This is a genomic window from Variovorax sp. 770b2 (genome assembly GCF_900115685.1).
Classification (GTDB): Bacteria; Pseudomonadota; Gammaproteobacteria; order Burkholderiales; family Burkholderiaceae_C; genus Variovorax.
In genome coordinates this window covers 135,411-151,046 of the sequence record NZ_FOXJ01000008.1, presented here as the reverse complement: position 1 = coordinate 151,046, position 15,636 = coordinate 135,411, and the positions used below count along the sequence as shown (strand labels likewise).

Here is a 15,636-nt window from a genome sequence, read left to right as displayed (position 1 = left end):
GGGGGGTGTTCGCTGAAGAGTTTAGTACCTGCACACTGGCAGAATGCTTCGGCCATATAACGAACGAGGGGAAGGCAGCACGTGTCGATCTACGAATTGAAGCCGCGTTTCCAGGCGCTGCTGCGGCCGCTGGTGGTCCGCCTGCATGCGATGGGCGTCACGGCCAACCAGGTCACGCTGGCCGCGTGCGTCGTCTCGGTCGCGCTCGGGCTCTGGCTTTTCTTCGCGGCGCCTTCGCTCGCGGCCTTCGCGCTCATTCCGGCATGGATGTTCCTGCGCATGGCCTTCAACGCCATCGACGGCATGCTGGCGCGCGAGCACAACCAGCAAAGCAAGCTGGGCGCCTTCCTCAACGAGCTGACCGACGTGGTCTCCGACGCCGCGCTCTACCTGCCCTTCGCGCTGGTGGCGCCCTTCAGCCCGTTCTGGGTCGGCACGGTGATCGTGCTGGCCGGCCTCAGCGAATTTGCGGGCGCGCTCGGCCCCACGGTGGGCGCCTCGCGCCGCTACGACGGGCCGCTGGGCAAGAGCGACCGGGCCTTCGTGTTCGGCGCGCTCGGCCTCTACGTGGCGCTGGGCTGTCCGTTGCCTGCCTGGACGGCCTGGCTGATGCCGCTGCTGGCGGCGCTCGTGGCCTGGACCATCGTCAATCGCATTCGCCGCGCGCTAGCCGAAGCCGGTGCCGAAGCCGATGCCGCCGGCCCACACTGAACAACACATACCGAGATTCACAGGGATTCAATGACCGACACCACCCCACGCATTGCGCAAGAGCTGCACTTCCAGACGCACGACGGCGAATCGCTTTTCTACCGCCACTGGCCGGCCACGGGCGCCGTGCGCCGCGGCGCCATCGTGCTGTTCCACCGCGGCCACGAGCACGGCGCGCGCATGGCGCACCTGGTCGACGAGCTCGACCTGCCCGACTTCGACTTCTTCGCCTGGGACGCGCGCGGCCACGGCCGCTCGCCCGGCCAGCGCGGCTTCAGCCCGAGCTTCGGCACCTCGGTGCGCGACGTGCAGACCTTCGTGCATCACATCGGCAGCGCCCACGGCGTGACCGAGCAGGACATCCACGTCGTCGCGCAGAGCGTTGGCGCGGTGCTGATCGCGACCTGGGCGCACGACTACGCTCCCAAGGTGCGCGGCCTCACGCTGGCCTCGCCGGCCTTCAAGGTGAAGCTCTACGTGCCGTTCGCGCGCGCCGGGCTCGGGCTGATGCACAAGCTGCGCGGCCTGTTCTTCGTCAACAGCTACGTGAAGGCGAAGTTCCTCACGCACGACCCCGAGCGCATCGCGAGCTACGAGAGCGATCCGCTGATCTCGCGGCCCATCGCGGTCAACATCCTCCTCGGGCTCTACGAGGCTGCGGACCGCGTGGTGGCCGATGCCAATGCGATCACGCTGCCCGTTCAACTGCTCATCTCGGGCGCCGACTGGGTCGTGCACCACAAGCCGCAGCACCGGTTCTTCGAGCGGCTGGGCAGCGCGGTCAAGACCAAGACCGAACTGCCGGGCTTCTTCCACGACACGCTGGGCGAGAAGGACCGGGCGCCGGCCGTCGCGCAGATCCGCGAATTCATCCTGCAGCGCTTCGACGCGCCAGCCGTGCCGGTGGACCGCACCGCGGCGCACCTCGCCGGCGACACGGCCGACGAATCGCGCGCGCTGGCCGAACCGCTCTCGCCGCTGTCGCCGCGCGGCGCCTACTGGGCGATGACGCGCGGCGGGCTGCGCGTGGGCGGCAAGCTGTCCAGCGGCATTGCGCTGGGCCATGCGACCGGCTTCGACTCGGGCAGCACGCTCGACTACGTGTACCGCAACCACCCCGAAGGCAAGGGCCCCCTCGGCCGGAACATCGACAACACGTACCTCAACTCGATCGGCTGGCGCGGCATCCGGCAACGCAAGATCCACGTCGAGGAGCTGCTGCGCATCGCGATGGAGCGCCTGGCCGAGATGCACCGCGAAGTGCGGGTGATGGACATCGCCGCCGGCCACGGCCGCTACGTGCTCGACGCGGTGCTCGCGAGCCCGGTGAAGGCCAGCTCGATCCTGCTGCGCGACTACAGCGACATCAACGTGCGCGACGGCCGCGCACTCATCGCCGAGAAGGGTCTGCAGGACGTTGCGCAGTTCGTGCAGGCCGATGCCTTCGACCGCATCAGCCTCGCCACGGTGACGCCGCGGCCCACGCTGGCCGTGGTGTCGGGCCTCTACGAACTCTTTCCCGACAACGAGATGGTGCAGCGCTCGCTCGCGGGCGTGGGCGATGCGGTGGAAGACCGGGGCTACCTGGTCTACACCGGCCAGCCATGGCATCCGCAGCTCGAGATGATCGCGCGCGCCCTCACCAGCCACCGCCAGGGCGAGGCCTGGGTGATGCGCCGCCGCACGCAGGTCGAGATGGACCAGCTGGTGGAAGAAGCGGGCTTCCGCAAGATCGACCAGCGGGTCGATGAGTGGGGCATCTTCACGGTGTCGCTGGCGGTGCGCACGGGGCGATGAAAGCCTGGCTGGCACAGCATCCTTGGAAGCGCGCTGCCGCATGGCTCGTGTTTCTGGGGCCGTTGTTCTACGCGACCTACGGCTTCGCCAACTGGTGGGCCACCACGCGCGCGAACGTGCCCTCGATGGCCTTCGACTGGGAGCGGCAGATACCGTTCTGGCCGTGGACGATCTTTCCGTACTGGACGATCAACGTGTTCTACGCGCTGTCGCTGTTCCTCGCGCGCAGCAAACACACGCTGGACCGGCATGCGCTGCGGCTCGTCACGGCGACGCTCGTCGCCTGCACCTGCTTCATCGCCTGGCCGCTGCACTTCAGCTTCGGCCAACCGCCGGTCGATGGCGCGCCGGCGTTTCTGTTCAACGCGCTGCGCGGCTTCGACCAACCGTTCAACCAGGCGCCCTCGCTGCACATCGCGCTCGCGGTGATCCTGTGGGACTGGTACCGGCAGTTTCTGCGCCCGCTCTGGGCGCGGCTGGTGCTGCATGTGTGGGCGTTCGCGATCTGCGCCTCGGTGCTCACGACGTGGCAGCACCACTTCATCGACATTCCGACCGGCACGCTGCTCGGGCTGGTGTGCGTGTGGCTCTGGCCGCTGGAGCGGGTGGTGTCGATGCGGCGCGCCTGGCAGGTCACGCGCTTTGCCCGAGACAGACAACGCTGGAAGCTCGCGGGCTTCTATGCGGTGGGCGCGGCGCTGTTCTTCGCCGCTGCCTGGTACGGCGGCGGCGTGTGGCTGTGGCTCGCGTGGCCTGCCGCGTCGCTCGCCTTCGTGGCGCTCAACTACATCGGTTTCGGCGCCCGCGGCTTCCAGATGAATGGACAAGGCCGCATGGGCTGGGCGGCGCGTTGGCTGTTCGCGCCCTATCGTCTTGGTGCCGCCATCAACGCGTGGCTCTGGACGCGCAAGCTGCCGGCCTCGGTCGAGGTGGTGCCCGGCTTGCGGCTCGGCCGGCGTCCCACGCACGCCGAATGGCTCGCCGCCGGCAAGCCCCGGCTCGTGAGCCTGTGCGCCGAGCTGCAGATGCCGGCCGGCGTGCCGCATGCGCGCTGCGTGCCCTTGCTCGACCTGACGGTGCCGCCGACGGTGCGGCTGCAGCGCGCGGCCGCGGTCATCGAAGGCCAGCGCCGCAACGCGGACGGCGCGCCGGTGTGGGTCTGCTGTGCGCTCGGTTTTTCGCGCAGCGCGGCGGCGGTGATCGCCTGGCTGGGCGGCTACGGTTCGGTCGGCGGAATGACCCAGGCCGAGGATGCGGTGCGCCGCGCGCGACCGCAGATCGTGCTTCGCCCCGCGTGGCTGAGGTCGCTCGCGCCGCTCGATCCCGTGCCCAAGGTGCCACCCCATGAATGACAACGACCGTGCCACCTGCGCCGCGCTCGCCGGGCTGCTGCGTGCCTTCATGGTGCTGGCGATCTGGGGCTTCGCGCTGACCTGCATCGCGGCGCTGGTGCTCGCGCTCACGCTGCGTTCGCTGCCCGCCACGCCCGCCATGGGTTTCGGCGCGGTCGTGATCCTCGGGGTGCTCGAACGCTATTTCGCCTTCCGGCTGCGGCTGGACCAGGCGCTGTTCGACGACTTGGCGCGCGGCACCATCGCCTCGCTCGAGGCGCTCGATCGCGCGCTGGACGGCCTGGGCCTGCGCAATGCGCCGTCGTCCGCCGCCCCCCGGCCGCTCGACGACCGCGTGCAGGGCACCCGCCAGCTCATGCAGCGCCATGCCATCGTGGTCGCCTGCCAGAGCGCCATGTTCCTTCTTGCCTTGATGACACAGGATCTCTCTTGACCGACGAAAACAGGAACAACGACAAGCCCAGGCCGGAGAGCACCGTGCTGCGCCGCGCGCTCGCCATCGTGGCGGGCAAGTTGATCATCGGCGCGGCGGGCCTCCTGACCGGCGTGCGCGCCATCTGGAGCGGCACCACGCCCAAGGCCGAGCAGACGCTGTACTTCGCCAACCACACGAGCCACGGCGATTTCGTGCTGCTGTGGGCGACGCTGCCGCCCGACCTGCGCGCCCTCACCCGGCCAGTGGCGGGGCAGGACTACTGGATGGCCTCGAAGGTGCGCCAGTTCATCGGCGCCGACGTGTTCAACGCACTCATGATCCGCCGCGACGGCTCGGGCCAGGGCGACAACCCGGTCGAGCAGATGAAGGAGGCGCTGGACGGCGGCGACTCGCTCATCATGTTCCCCGAGGGCACGCGCAACACCGGCGATGAGATCCTGCTGCCGCTCAAGAGCGGCCTCTTTCACCTGGCGCGCGCCTGCCCCAGCGTGCGGCTGGTGCCGGTGTGGATCGAGAACCTGAAACGCGTGCTGCCCAAGGGCACGCTGGTGCCGATTCCGCTGGCCTGCACGGTGCGCTTCGGCACGCCGATCGTGCTGGCCGAGGACGAGGACAAGAACACATTCATCGCCCGCGCGCGGGCCGCAATGCTCGACCTGCGCCCCGAATACGACCGCAACGACAAGGCCGAGGGCGCCGCATCATGATCGAACTGTCTCCTTTCGCGTGGACCACGTTCAAGCTCTTCGGCGGCGTCTTCGGCGTGCTGTTGCTGGCCTCGGCCATCGGCGCGCTGCTCAAGTGGCGCGTGGCGCACGGCCAGCCGCATTCGGTGATCGACAACCTCAACTCGCGCGTGAACGCGTGGTGGGTGATGGTGGCGGTGATCGGCCTGGCCTTCGCGTTCGGCAAGGGCGGCGTGATCGTGCTGTTCTACCTGATCTCGTTCTATGCGCTGCGCGAGTTCATCAGCCTCGCGTACACGCGGCGCGGCGACCATGCGGCGATTGCGCTGGCCTTCTTCATCGCGCTGCCGGGGCAGTACTTCCTGATCTGGATCGAGTGGTACGGGCTCTACTCGATCTTCATTCCGGTCTACGCCTTCCTGATCCTGCCGATCCTCGCAGCGGTGGGCGGCGACACGCAGCGCTTCCTGGAGCGCACCTCCAAGATCCAGTGGGGCCTGATGGTGTGCGTGTTCTGCATCAGCCACGTGCCTGCGCTGCTCACGCTGCAGATCCCGGGCTTCGAGGGCCGCAACCTGCTGCTGATCGCGTTCCTGGTGATCGTGGTGCAGGGCAGCGACGTGCTGCAGTACGTGTGGGGCAAGCTCTTCGGCAAGCGCAAGGTGGCGCCCGAGCTCTCGCCTTCCAAGACCTGGGAGGGCCTGATCGGCGGCGTGGCGAGCGCCACCGCGCTGGGCGCGGCGCTCTACTGGGCGACGCCGTTCAACCCATGGCAGGCGGCGCTGATGGCTTTCATGATCTGCTTCATGGGCTTCTTCGGCGGGCTGGTGATGTCGGCCATCAAGCGCGACCGCGGCGTGAAGGACTGGGGCTCGATGATCGAGGGCCACGGCGGCATGCTCGACCGGCTCGACTCGGTGATCTTCGCGGCGCCGATCTACTTTCACGCGCTGCGCTACTGGTGGGTGCCGTGAGCACGGCGGCTGCCAGGAAAACCGCCAAGACCGACAAGACCGCCGCGAAGGCGGAGCGCATCGTCGACGACGCGCCGGTGGAATGCACCAACGCCGCAGCATTGAAGCGCTGGTACAAAAGCCACCATGCCACCCACGCCGGCGTGTGGCTTCGCATCGCGAAGAAGGCCAGCGGCATCGCCTCCATCGACCACCCCGAGGCGCTGGAGATTGCGCTGTGCTTCGGCTGGATCGACGGGCAGCGCAAGAGCGACGATGAACAGTATTTCTTGCAGCGCTTCACCCCGCGCACCGCGCGCAGCACCTGGTCGAAGATCAACCGCGACAAGGTGCTGAAGCTGATCGACGAGGGCCGCATGCAGCCGGCCGGCCTGGCCGAGATCGAACGCGCCCGCGCCGACGGCCGCTGGGACGCGGCCTACGACGCCCAGAGCGTCGCCACCGTACCGCCCGACCTGCAGGCCGCGCTCGATGCGAACAAGAAGGCCGCGAAGTTCTTCGCCACGCTGGACTCACGCAACCGCTTTGCGGTGCTGTTCCGCACGCAAGGTGCGAAGAAGCCCGAGACGCGCGCGCGGCGCATCGCGCAGTTCGTGGAGATGCTGGCCAAGGGCGAGAAGATCTATCCCTGAGCGGCCGCAGCCGGTCGTTCCTCTCCCTCCGCATCCGCGGCAGGGCAACATGGTGAGGCGTGCGCGGTTGGCGCGCACGCCTCACCATGCATCCGTTCATAGTGCGGACAATCGACGGGCCGCCCCGGCTGCATTGGCATGGTTTCTGCTGATCAGTCCGACGATGGCAGCTTCGCCGTCGCGCACCATGACCGAGCCTTTCTTCACCCGGCAACTGACCTCCGAAGCCCAGGCGCAAGCCACCAGCGTCGATGGGTGGGAGCAGCACTACGAGCAGTTGTCGGACGGCCGCTTCGAGGGGTTGTCCGAAAACCTGCACCTGGACTTCGTCCAAGTCTTTCACGAGCACGCCAACCGGACAGTGCTGCAGGCCGGACTCGGCCGGCGCGACACCGTGTCCCTTGCCCTCACCAGCGTCGCGGGCCGCGGCAGCTGGTATTGCGGCCATGACATCGGCGGCCGTCGCCTGATTGCGCTCTCGCCGCAGCGCGAATTCGAACTGCTGGCGGGCGCCGGCATGGACCTGATGGCGGTGTGCATCGACACAGCGCCATTGGCCGTGCTGGCGCGCACGCTGTTCGGCCCAGGCTTCGAGCTCCGCCTGCCCGAGCCCGTGCCGATGCGCCAGCCCGGCTTCGACGAAACCGAATTCGCCAGGCTCCTCGGCTCGGCGCTGACGCTGGCGCGGGAGAACCTCGCACAGCTCGAGCAGCCCGCCGCGCGGCACATGCTCTCGCTGTCGCTGGCAGACGCGGTGCTGCAATGCATCGGCTGCAACGCCTTCGAGGCCGACCTGCCCGCCGGCACGGTGACCCGCCGGCACACCGTGGCAATGGCGCGCGAGTACATGCAAGCGCATGCCGACGAAACGATCAGCGTGCCCGACCTGTGCACGGCCACAGGCGTGTCGCGCCGCGCGCTGCAATATGCATTCGAGGATGTTCTCCGCCTCAGCCCGGTCACCTACCTGCGCGTGATGCGCCTGAACCGCGTGCGCTGCGAACTGCGGGCATGCGTGCGGGACACCATCGGCGATGTCGCGGCGCGCTGGGGCTTCTGGCACCTGTCGCGGTTTGCCTGCGACTACAGCCGGCTGTTCGGCGAACTCCCCTCCGCCACCCGCGCCCGGTGGCTTGCCGAATCCGGATAACGCCCCCGCGGGTTGCGCCCTTAACTTCGCGGCTGCTCACAACAACATGCGAAGAAGGAAGAAAGCAACCATGCGCAGCATCATCCGGGGCAGGCACGCCCTCATCGTCCGGGGCCTCGGCCTTGTCATCGCCTTCGCCTGCGGCGGCTCGATCTTCTGGACAGGGCCGGCGGAGGCGCACGGCGGCGCGGCGCAGATGGTGCCGCTGCAGCAGACGGCCGAGAACTTCGGCGCCACGGTGCGCCGGGACAGCTTCGCCGACGTCTTCACCGTCTCCCGCAATGGCGTGCTGGTGCGCGTCAAGCCCGGCTCGAAGACTGCGCTGGTCAACGGGGAGCCACTGCAACTCGATGTGCCGGTGGTCATGCGCAAGGGGGCGGCCTATGTGTCGCACGATTTCATCAATCGGGTGTTCCAGTCGGGCCTGGACAAGACCTTTGTGGTGGAGCGCGTCGCGAGCCCGCTGAATCCGCTCACGGCCGACGAGATCAGGTCGGCCGTCGACATCCTCAAGGCTTCCGGGCGCTACAAGCCGGGCCTGCGCTTCACCGAGATCAGCGTGAAGCGCCCGCCCAAGGATGAGGTGTGGCGCTTTGCGCTCAGCGGCCAATCCGTGCAGGCGCCGCGGCAAGCGGAGTTCGTGGCGCTGGATGGCAAGAAGGTCATCGAAGGCGCAGTCGATCTTGCCGCGCGCAGCCTCGTGGCCTGGAAGCCGGTCGACGGCGCGCACGGCATGGTGCTGCTCGATGACTTCGCGACAGTTCAGAGCGCGATCGAGGCCAGTTCCGACTACGCAAAGGCGCTCGCCACGCGCGGCATCGCGGACGTAAGGAAAGTGGTGGCCACGCCACTGACCGTCGGCTACTTCGACGGCAAGGACTCGCTGCGCCAGGAAGATCGCCTGCTGAAGGCGGTGAGCTACCTGGACGTGGGCGACGGCAACTACTGGGCGCATCCCATCGAGGGGCTGGTCGCAGTGATCGATCTCGAACAGAGGAAGGTCATCAAGATCGAGGACGGCGGCCTGGTGCCGGTGCCGCTCAAGCCCACGCCCTACGACGGGCGCGACCGCGTCGCGACGCTCTCGCCCAAGCCGCTGGAGATCACCGAGCCCGAGGGCAAGAACTACACGATCACCGGCAACACGCTGCACTGGCGCAACTGGGACTTTCATGTGCGGCTCGACTCGCGCGTGGGCCTGGTGCTCTCGACCGTGACCTACAACGACAAGGGTGCGAAACGCAAGGTGATGTACGAAGGCTCGCTGGGCGGCATGATCGTTCCCTATGGCGACCCGGACGTCGGCTGGTACTTCAAGGCGTACCTCGACTCGGGCGAGTACGGCATGGGCACGCTCACTTCGCCCATCGAGCCGAACAAGGATGCGCCGCAGAACGCCGTACTGCTCGACGCCACGCTGGCCGACTACACCGGCGCGCCCGTGAAGGTGCCGCGCGCCATCGCGGTCTTCGAGCGTTATGCCGATCCCGAGTTCAAGCACCAGGAAATGGGCAAGCCCAACCTGAGCGCAGAGCGCCGCGAGCTGGTGGTGCGCTGGATCAGCACGGTGGGCAACTACGACTACCTGTTCGACTGGGTGTTCGCCGAGAACGGCACCATCGGCATCAACGCGGGCGCCACCGGCATCGAGGCGGTGAAAGGTGTGAAGTCGCGCACCATGCAGGATGCGACGGCGGCCGAGGACACTCGCTACGGCACGCTGCTCGATCACCACATCGTCGGCACCACGCACCAGCACATCTACAACTTCCGCCTCGACCTGGATGTGGATGGAGAGAAGAACTCGCTCACCGAGGTCGATCCGGTGGTGGCACCCAACACGCGCGGCGGCCCGCGCACCAGCGCGATGCAAACGGTGCAGCGCACGGTGGCCACCGAGCAACAGGCAGCGCAGAAGTTCGACCCGTCGACCATCCGCCTGCTGAGCAATCCAGCGCGCAACAACAGGGTTGGCAACCCGGTGTCGTATCAGATCATTCCGTATGCAGGCGGGACGCACCCGATCGCCAAGGGCGCGAATTTCGCGAAGGACGAATGGATCAACCATCGCCTGAGCTTCATGGACCGGCAGCTCTGGGTCACGCGCTACAACGCCGACGAGCTGTTCCCCGAAGGCAAGTACCCCAACCGCTCGAACAACGACACGGGGCTGGGCCAGTTCACGGCCGACAACCAGGACATCGTCGACACCGACAACGTGGTCTGGCTCACGACCGGCACCACCCATGTGGCACGCGCCGAGGAATGGCCGATCATGCCGACCGAATGGGTGCACGCTCTGCTCAAGCCCTGGAACTTCTTCGACGAGACGCCCACGCTGGGGCTGAGCCGCCCGGCGAAGTGACGCCGCTTCGCAGCCGCACACGCGTGCGACAGCCCAGGGGCCTGCCTGATGCCCGCCGCACTGTCGATGTGCGAGCGCGGCGTGATCACCGCCGCCGATGTGCTCAGGCTGGTGCCATGGCTCGTGCGTCGCTTCGCGGGTCGCATGGCGTGGCTACTTCGCCAGGGCCTTCAGCGCCAGCTTGATCCCGTCGCTCACCGTCGCATCCTTGGGCAGCGCCTTGAGCGCGAGCGCGGCTTCCTTGTCGCTGTAGCCCAGCGCGACCAGCGCCTGCAGGATGTCGGCCTGTGCATCGGAGGCTGCATGCGCCGGCAGGCCGATGTCGGCACCCAGCTTGCCCTTGAGTTCCAGCAGCAGCCGCTCGGCGGTCTTCTTGCCGATGCCCGGGATCTTCACGAGCCGGCCCAGCTCCTGCGTGGTGATCGCCTGCGACAGCTCGCCCACGCTCATGCCCGAGAGCAGCCCGAGCGCGGTGCGCGGGCCCACGCCGGTGATCTTGATGAGCTGGCGGAAAGCCGCGCGCTCCTCGGCGGTGCCGAAACCGTAGAGAATCTGCGCGTCCTCGCGCACCACGAAGTGCGTGAGCAGCGAAACGCGCTCTCCGGTCGCGGGCAGGTTGTAGAACGTGCTCATCGGCACATCGACCTCGTAACCGACGCCGTTGCAGTCCACCACCACTTGCGGTGGATTGCGCTCGGCCAGGATGCCGGTGAGTTTGCCTATCATTGGCCCACCCCCGTTGCTTGCTCACTTCGTGTAGCCGCCTCCCTCCTCAAGGGGGCAACACCGGCGGCCCGGCAAAGCCGGTTCCGCGGTGTTCCCCGCTTTGGATTGCGTTTTTTCGAGCATGGCTGGTCTTGCATAGGGCTGCCAAATAGATGGAAATGGATACCGCGTGATTCTGCGACACACCTTTACCCCACCGAACAACTCGCGCCTCGGACACCTGTGCGGACCGCTGGACGCGCACCTGCGCCGCATCGAGGAAGCACTGGGCGTGAAGATCGCGCACCGCCACGAGCAGTTCAAGGTCGATGGCCCCAAGGCCACCGCGCAGCGTGCGATGGACGTGCTGCAGGCGCTGTACGAAATTGCGCAGCGCCCGATCGATCCGGCCGTGGTGCAGCTCACGCTGGCCGGCGACGGCTCGATGAGCGACGAGGATGCGGCCATGCTCGTCACCCGCCGCGCCGACCTGCGCGCGCGCACGCCGACGCAGGCGCTGTACCTGGACAACATCGCCAAGCACGACATCACCTTCGGCATCGGCCCGGCCGGCACCGGCAAGACCTACCTCGCGGTGGCCTGCGCGGTCGATGCGCTGGAGCGCGCGGCGGTGCAGCGCATCGTGCTCACGCGACCAGCGGTCGAAGCGGGCGAGCGCCTCGGCTTCCTGCCGGGCGACCTGACGCAGAAGGTCGACCCGTACCTGCGTCCGCTGTACGACGCGCTCTACGACCTCATGGGCTACGAGAAGGTGCAGAAGGCGTTCGAGCGCAATGCGCTGGAGATCGCGCCGCTGGCCTTCATGCGCGGGCGCACGCTGAACAACGCCTTCGTGATCCTGGACGAGGCGCAGAACACCTCGGTCGAGCAGATGAAGATGTTCCTCACGCGCATCGGCTTCGGCGCGAAGGCGGTGGTGACGGGCGACGTGAGCCAGATCGACCTGCCCAAGCAGCAGCTGAGCGGGCTGATCGATGCCGAGCGCGTGCTCCGGCGCGTGAGCGGCATCGCCATCACGCACTTCACGAGTGCCGACGTGGTGCGCCATCCGCTGGTGGCGAAGATCGTCGATGCCTACGACGGGCAACGCAAGCGCAGCGGCGCGCATTGAGATGGCACTGCCGGCACTTTCCCTTTCGCTGCAGTTCGGGCGCTTCAAGGGCGTGGAGCGGCACCGCGCCGCACTGCCGCGCCACAGTGTCACGCGCTGCATCCGCCATGCGCTGGACATCGATGGCGAGATCACCGTGCGCATCGTCGATGCCGACGAGGGCCAGCGCCTGAACCGCGAGTTCCGCGGCAAGGACTACGCGACCAACGTGCTGACCTTCGACTATGCGCAGAGCCCGGTAGCCATGGCCGACCTGGTGCTGTGCGCGCCGGTGGTCGCGCGCGAGGCGAAGGAGCAGCGCAAGACGCTGGCCACGCACTACGCACACCTGCTGGTGCACGGCACGCTGCACGCGCAGGGCTGGGACCACGAGACCAGCGAGGCCGACGCCGACGAGATGGAGGCCTACGAGATTCAGATCCTTGCGGAGCTGGGCATCCGCAATCCCTACGGCAAGGGATGACGGCAGAGGGCGGCGATCGCTGGCTGGAGCGATGGCTGCCATTGCTCGTCGAGCGGGCAGCCGCCGGCCCCGTGCTCGAACTGGGCTGTGCCGAGGGCCGCGACACCGCCACGCTGGTCGATGCGGGGTTGCAGGTCGTGGCGATCGAGCTCTCGCCGGAAGCGGTGGAACGTGCCCGTGCGCGGGTGCCGGTTGGCGCGCAGTTCCATTGCCAGGATTTTCGCGATGCGTTTCCGCTGCCGGAAGGCGCCACGGTGGGCGTGGTGCTGGCCAGCCTGTCGCTGCACTATTTCGAGTGGGAGGCGACGCTGGCGCTGGTGCGGCGCATTCATCGCGTGCTGCGCCCGGACGGCGTGCTGCTGTGCCGCCTCAATTCGGTCAACGACCTGCACTATGGAGGCCGCGGTCCCTCGTCGGCCACGGGACGGGATGAAGACTGCTTCTACCTGTTCGACGGTTTTCCCAAGCGCTTCTTCGACCGCGCCGCGGTAGAGCGGCTCTTCGCCGGCGGCTGGCACGTGCGGCATCTCGAAGAGGTCACGATCGACCGCTACGCGCATCCGAAGGTCGCCTGGGAAACGTTGCTTGAGCCCCTGCCCTACTGAGTCATCTGCAGCGGGATCGTGACCGGTCCGTCGTTGACCAAGTGCACCTGCATGTCGGCACCGAATTCGCCGGTCGCCACCACCGGATGCGCTGCACGCGCCTGCGCCACGAAGTAGTCGCAGAGCCGCCGGCCCTCGTCGGGCGGGGCGGCCTGCGTGAAGCTGGGGCGATTGCCGCCGCTCACGTCGGCTGCCAGCGTGAACTGGCTCACGACGAGAAGCCCGCCGCCGATGTCCTGCACGCTGCGGTTCATCTTGCCGGCCTCGTCCGAAAAGATGCGCAGCTTGAGGATCTTGGCGAGCATGCGGTCGGCGAGCGCATCGACGTCGCCGCGTTCCGCGCACAGGAGGATCAGCAGGCCCGCATCGATGGCGCCGACGGTCTGGCCGGCAATGTCGACGCGGGCGTTCGCGACGCGCTGGAGGATGGCTTTCATGGGTGTGCCTGTTCTTCCACGATCCGGGTCGCGCGCGCTTCCATGGTGAGCGGCAGCAGCTGGATGGTCACGCGCAGGCCGGGCACGGCGTCCATCAGGGAGAGTTCGAGCGCGTCGCGCAGGGCGGCGGCGTGCTGCAGGGTCCATTCGCCCGGCACGTGCATGTGCAGGTCGGCAAAGCGGCGCTGGCCGGCGCCGCGCGTCACCATGTCGTCGAAGCGCAGCCGGCTGCCCTCGGGCTGGCGCGCCGCGAAGGCATCGAGCGTGGCGCGCACGGTGGCCAGGGTGTCGGCGTCCAGGGCTTCGTCCATCAGGCCTTGCGACGAGCGCCACACCAGCTTGACGCCCTCGCGCACGATGTTGAGCGCCACGCCGATGGCCAGCAGCGGATCGAGCCAGAGCCAGCCGCTGAAGTGCACGCCGATGATGCCGATCACGACCGCGGCCGAAGTCCACACGTCGGTCATCAGGTGGCGGCCGTCGGCCTCCAGCGCGATGGAGCGGTGCGTGCGCGCGGCGCGGAACAGCACGACGGCCAGCGCCGCATTGAAGCCCGAACTGATCACCGACAGCGCCAGGCCCCAGCCCAGCTGCTCGAGCGGTTGGGGCGACAGCAGCCGCTGCACCGACACCCACAGGATCGCCACCGCGGCACCGACGATCAGGATGCCTTCGAAGCCGGAGGAGAAGTACTCGGCCTTGTGGTGGCCGTAGGGATGGTCGTCGTCGGCCGGCCGCTCGGCGATCGTCACCATTGCCAAGGCGAACATGGCACTGGCAAGATTGACGAACGACTCCATCGCATCGGAGATCAGGCCCATCGAATGGGTCATGTAGCCCGCCAGCCCCTTGAGCACGATGGTGACCAGGGCCACGGCCACGGAGACACGGAGCAATGTTTTGGGAGTGAGCGTCATGGGCAATCGGGTCGGCGAATCGACAAAAGACGACGCAAAAAGCGGCAAAAGGCCGCAAGATGACGCTGAATTATCAGCGCAGTGTCCATATGTAACGCCTTAGGCCTAATATTTGTGACTATTGCGAAACATTCTTCGCAGAGAAGTCGATGATGAAAAACCTCTTGAACGTTCTGGGTGCCCTTGCCCTGCTGGGCACCACGATGATGACCCAGGCCCAGACACCGCCGGCCGCGCCGGTCGCCCCTGTTGCAGCCGTTGCCGAACTCCAGGCCGGTTTCGTGAAATCGGTGCGCGGCAACGTGCAGTTGCTCAGCGCCGCCGGCACCGCGCGTCCCGCAGCCGCCGGCGATGCGCTGGGGTCGGTGGACCGCATCGTGACCGGCCCCGATTCTTCGGCCGCCGTGGTCCTGCGTGACGACACCACCCTGGTGGTCGGGCCCTCCTCGCGCATGGACCTGAAGGAATTCCACTTCGACGCCACCACGCGCGACGGCGGGCTCCTGGTGTCGCTGCTGCGCGGCTCGATGCGCATGATCACCGGCCTCATCGGCAAGACCAATCCCGATGCGGTGCGGGTCGAGACGCAAACGGCCACCATCGGCATTCGCGGCACCGACTTCATCGTGCAAACCGACGGGCAGCCATGATGATGACGAGGACCGCGTCGCGTCGCCCGCTCCTTCTTGCCACCGCACTGATCGCCGTTCTGCTTGCCGCCTGCTCGACACCGGGCACGCGGGTGGTGCTGCTTCCGCAGGCCGACGGTAAGCCGTCCGCCGTCGTGGTGCGTGCCAAGGATGGGGAAGAAGTCCTCTCCAAGCCCTACCAGCGCGCGACGGCAGCGGTGGGCGCCAGCGGAGCGCCGGTGGTCGATCAGGCCGATTCGGCCCGGGTCCAGGCGGAAAACAAGCCGCTGTTCGACATGCGCCCGCCCGTGCCGCAGCGCTACACGGTGTTCTTCGAGGTCGGCGGCACCACGCTGACCCCAGCATCGCAGCAGGTCATGACCGAGGCGCTCGCCGCCGCCCTGGCGCGCAGCGGCGGCGACATCGTGGTGACGGGCCACACCGACACCAAGGGCACCGGCGAATCGAACGACCAGTTGTCGCGGCGCCGGGCGCAGGAAGTGGTTCAGTTGTTCGTCGAGCGGCAGTTCCCGGCCAACCGCGTCGAAGCCGTCGGCCGCGGCGAGCGCGACCTGGCCGTGCCGACCGCCGACGAGGTGGACGAGCCGCGCAACCGGCGCGTCACCATCGAAGTCCGCTGACCGC

General features: G+C 67.8%; 17 protein-coding genes. 14 read left to right on the top strand and 3 right to left on the bottom strand.

Annotated features, from left to right (window positions below):
* The first annotated feature begins 81 nt into the window (after nt 1-81).
* From BM133_RS30130 to tynA, 9 genes are all read left to right on the top strand, one after another.
* Nucleotides 82-711 carry a CDP-alcohol phosphatidyltransferase family protein gene (locus tag BM133_RS30130; protein ID WP_093442389.1) on the top strand — a complete coding sequence of 210 codons (630 nt, stop codon included), beginning with the start codon at nt 82-84 and terminating at the stop codon, nt 709-711.
* A 30-nt stretch (nt 712-741) separates the two neighbouring features.
* A complete protein-coding gene (locus tag BM133_RS30125) occupies nt 742-2,508 on the top strand; it encodes a bifunctional alpha/beta hydrolase/class I SAM-dependent methyltransferase (protein ID WP_093442387.1) in 1,767 nt (588 codons plus the stop codon).
* Nucleotides 2,505-3,860, top strand: a complete 1,356-nt coding sequence (locus tag BM133_RS30120) for a phosphatase PAP2/dual specificity phosphatase family protein (RefSeq protein WP_093442384.1) — start codon at nt 2,505-2,507, stop codon at nt 3,858-3,860. The genes BM133_RS30125 and BM133_RS30120 overlap by 4 nt, the downstream gene beginning before the upstream one ends.
* Nucleotides 3,853-4,293 (top strand): hypothetical protein, encoded by a 441-nt coding sequence (locus tag BM133_RS30115; RefSeq protein WP_093442381.1) that lies wholly within the window; start codon nt 3,853-3,855, stop codon nt 4,291-4,293. Before BM133_RS30120 ends, BM133_RS30115 begins: the two co-directional genes overlap by 8 nt.
* Before the next feature lie 44 nt (nt 4,294-4,337).
* A complete protein-coding gene (locus BM133_RS30110) occupies nt 4,338-5,003 on the top strand; it encodes a lysophospholipid acyltransferase family protein (RefSeq protein WP_093442695.1) in 666 nt (221 codons plus the stop codon).
* Nucleotides 5,000-5,956 carry a phosphatidate cytidylyltransferase gene (locus tag BM133_RS30105; protein WP_093442378.1) on the top strand — a complete coding sequence of 319 codons (957 nt, stop codon included), beginning with the start codon at nt 5,000-5,002 and terminating at the stop codon, nt 5,954-5,956. Before BM133_RS30110 ends, BM133_RS30105 begins: the two co-directional genes overlap by 4 nt.
* Nucleotides 5,953-6,588: a YdeI/OmpD-associated family protein gene (locus tag BM133_RS30100; protein WP_093442693.1), complete on the top strand. Its 636-nt coding sequence runs from the start codon at nt 5,953-5,955 to the stop codon at nt 6,586-6,588. The genes BM133_RS30105 and BM133_RS30100 overlap by 4 nt, the downstream gene beginning before the upstream one ends.
* Before the next feature lie 163 nt (nt 6,589-6,751).
* Complete coding sequence (locus BM133_RS30095) at nt 6,752-7,738, top strand: helix-turn-helix domain-containing protein (RefSeq protein ID WP_218158408.1); 987 nt, start codon at nt 6,752-6,754, stop codon at nt 7,736-7,738.
* A gap of 70 nt (nt 7,739-7,808) precedes the next feature.
* Nucleotides 7,809-10,103, top strand: coding sequence for a primary-amine oxidase (gene tynA / locus BM133_RS30090; RefSeq protein WP_093442373.1), 2,295 nt, complete (start codon nt 7,809-7,811; stop codon nt 10,101-10,103).
* A gap of 153 nt (nt 10,104-10,256) precedes the next feature.
* Here tynA and ruvA read toward each other — a convergent pair whose 3' ends face one another.
* The gene (gene ruvA / locus BM133_RS30085) at nt 10,257-10,829 is read right to left on the bottom strand and encodes a Holliday junction branch migration protein RuvA (RefSeq protein WP_093442370.1); all 573 of its coding nucleotides are present in this window, start codon (nt 10,827-10,829) and stop codon (nt 10,257-10,259) included.
* A 169-nt stretch (nt 10,830-10,998) separates the two neighbouring features.
* Between ruvA and BM133_RS30080 the strand changes: the two genes are divergently transcribed.
* Genes BM133_RS30080 through BM133_RS30070 form a run of 3 tightly spaced genes read left to right on the top strand, consistent with a single transcriptional unit; the run spans nt 10,999 to nt 13,008 of the window.
* Nucleotides 10,999-11,940, top strand: a complete 942-nt coding sequence (locus BM133_RS30080) for a PhoH family protein (RefSeq protein ID WP_093442367.1) — start codon at nt 10,999-11,001, stop codon at nt 11,938-11,940.
* A gap of 1 nt (nt 11,941) precedes the next feature.
* On the top strand, nt 11,942-12,403 hold the full coding sequence (ybeY, locus tag BM133_RS30075; RefSeq protein WP_093442364.1) for an rRNA maturation RNase YbeY: 462 nt from the start codon (nt 11,942-11,944) through the stop codon (nt 12,401-12,403).
* Nucleotides 12,400-13,008, top strand: a complete 609-nt coding sequence (locus BM133_RS30070) for a class I SAM-dependent methyltransferase (RefSeq protein WP_093442361.1) — start codon at nt 12,400-12,402, stop codon at nt 13,006-13,008. The genes ybeY and BM133_RS30070 overlap by 4 nt, the downstream gene beginning before the upstream one ends.
* On the opposite strand, the gene dtd is transcribed toward BM133_RS30070, so the two are convergent.
* Together dtd and BM133_RS30060 are read right to left on the bottom strand one after the other, a co-directional pair.
* Complete coding sequence (gene dtd, locus BM133_RS30065) at nt 13,002-13,445, bottom strand: D-aminoacyl-tRNA deacylase (protein WP_093442358.1); 444 nt, start codon at nt 13,443-13,445, stop codon at nt 13,002-13,004. The genes BM133_RS30070 and dtd overlap by 7 nt on opposite strands.
* Nucleotides 13,442-14,362 (bottom strand): cation diffusion facilitator family transporter, encoded by a 921-nt coding sequence (locus BM133_RS30060; protein ID WP_093442355.1) that lies wholly within the window; start codon nt 14,360-14,362, stop codon nt 13,442-13,444. Before BM133_RS30060 ends, dtd begins: the two co-directional genes overlap by 4 nt.
* Before the next feature lie 152 nt (nt 14,363-14,514).
* Between BM133_RS30060 and BM133_RS30055 the strand changes: the two genes are divergently transcribed.
* Both BM133_RS30055 and BM133_RS30050 read left to right on the top strand, forming a co-directional pair.
* Nucleotides 14,515-15,012 (top strand): FecR family protein, encoded by a 498-nt coding sequence (locus BM133_RS30055; protein WP_256219395.1) that lies wholly within the window; start codon nt 14,515-14,517, stop codon nt 15,010-15,012.
* Between the two features lie 2 nt (nt 15,013-15,014).
* A complete protein-coding gene (locus BM133_RS30050; RefSeq protein WP_093442691.1) occupies nt 15,015-15,632 on the top strand; it encodes an OmpA family protein in 618 nt (205 codons plus the stop codon).
* Nucleotides 15,633-15,636 lie beyond the last annotated feature (4 nt).

What these genes read in the sequence shown, in the direction of transcription:
- BM133_RS30120 (WP_093442384.1), top strand. Translation starts at nt 2,505, where the DNA reads ATGAAAGCCTGGCTGGCACAGCATCCTTGGAAGCGCGCTGCCGCATGG.
- BM133_RS30070 (WP_093442361.1), top strand. Translation starts at nt 12,400, where the DNA reads ATGACGGCAGAGGGCGGCGATCGCTGGCTGGAGCGATGGCTGCCATTG.
- BM133_RS30055 (WP_256219395.1), top strand. Translation starts at nt 14,515, where the DNA reads ATGAAAAACCTCTTGAACGTTCTGGGTGCCCTTGCCCTGCTGGGCACC.
- BM133_RS30050 (WP_093442691.1), top strand. Translation starts at nt 15,015, where the DNA reads ATGACGAGGACCGCGTCGCGTCGCCCGCTCCTTCTTGCCACCGCACTG.
- ruvA (WP_093442370.1), bottom strand. Translation starts at nt 10,829, where the DNA reads ATGATAGGCAAACTCACCGGCATCCTGGCCGAGCGCAATCCACCGCAA.
- BM133_RS30095 (WP_218158408.1), top strand. Translation starts at nt 6,752, where the DNA reads ATGGCAGCTTCGCCGTCGCGCACCATGACCGAGCCTTTCTTCACCCGG.
- dtd (WP_093442358.1), bottom strand. Translation starts at nt 13,445, where the DNA reads ATGAAAGCCATCCTCCAGCGCGTCGCGAACGCCCGCGTCGACATTGCC.
- BM133_RS30105 (WP_093442378.1), top strand. Translation starts at nt 5,000, where the DNA reads ATGATCGAACTGTCTCCTTTCGCGTGGACCACGTTCAAGCTCTTCGGC.
- BM133_RS30115 (WP_093442381.1), top strand. Translation starts at nt 3,853, where the DNA reads ATGAATGACAACGACCGTGCCACCTGCGCCGCGCTCGCCGGGCTGCTG.
- ybeY (WP_093442364.1), top strand. Translation starts at nt 11,942, where the DNA reads ATGGCACTGCCGGCACTTTCCCTTTCGCTGCAGTTCGGGCGCTTCAAG.
- BM133_RS30060 (WP_093442355.1), bottom strand. Translation starts at nt 14,362, where the DNA reads ATGACGCTCACTCCCAAAACATTGCTCCGTGTCTCCGTGGCCGTGGCC.
- BM133_RS30125 (WP_093442387.1), top strand. Translation starts at nt 742, where the DNA reads ATGACCGACACCACCCCACGCATTGCGCAAGAGCTGCACTTCCAGACG.
- tynA (WP_093442373.1), top strand. Translation starts at nt 7,809, where the DNA reads ATGCGCAGCATCATCCGGGGCAGGCACGCCCTCATCGTCCGGGGCCTC.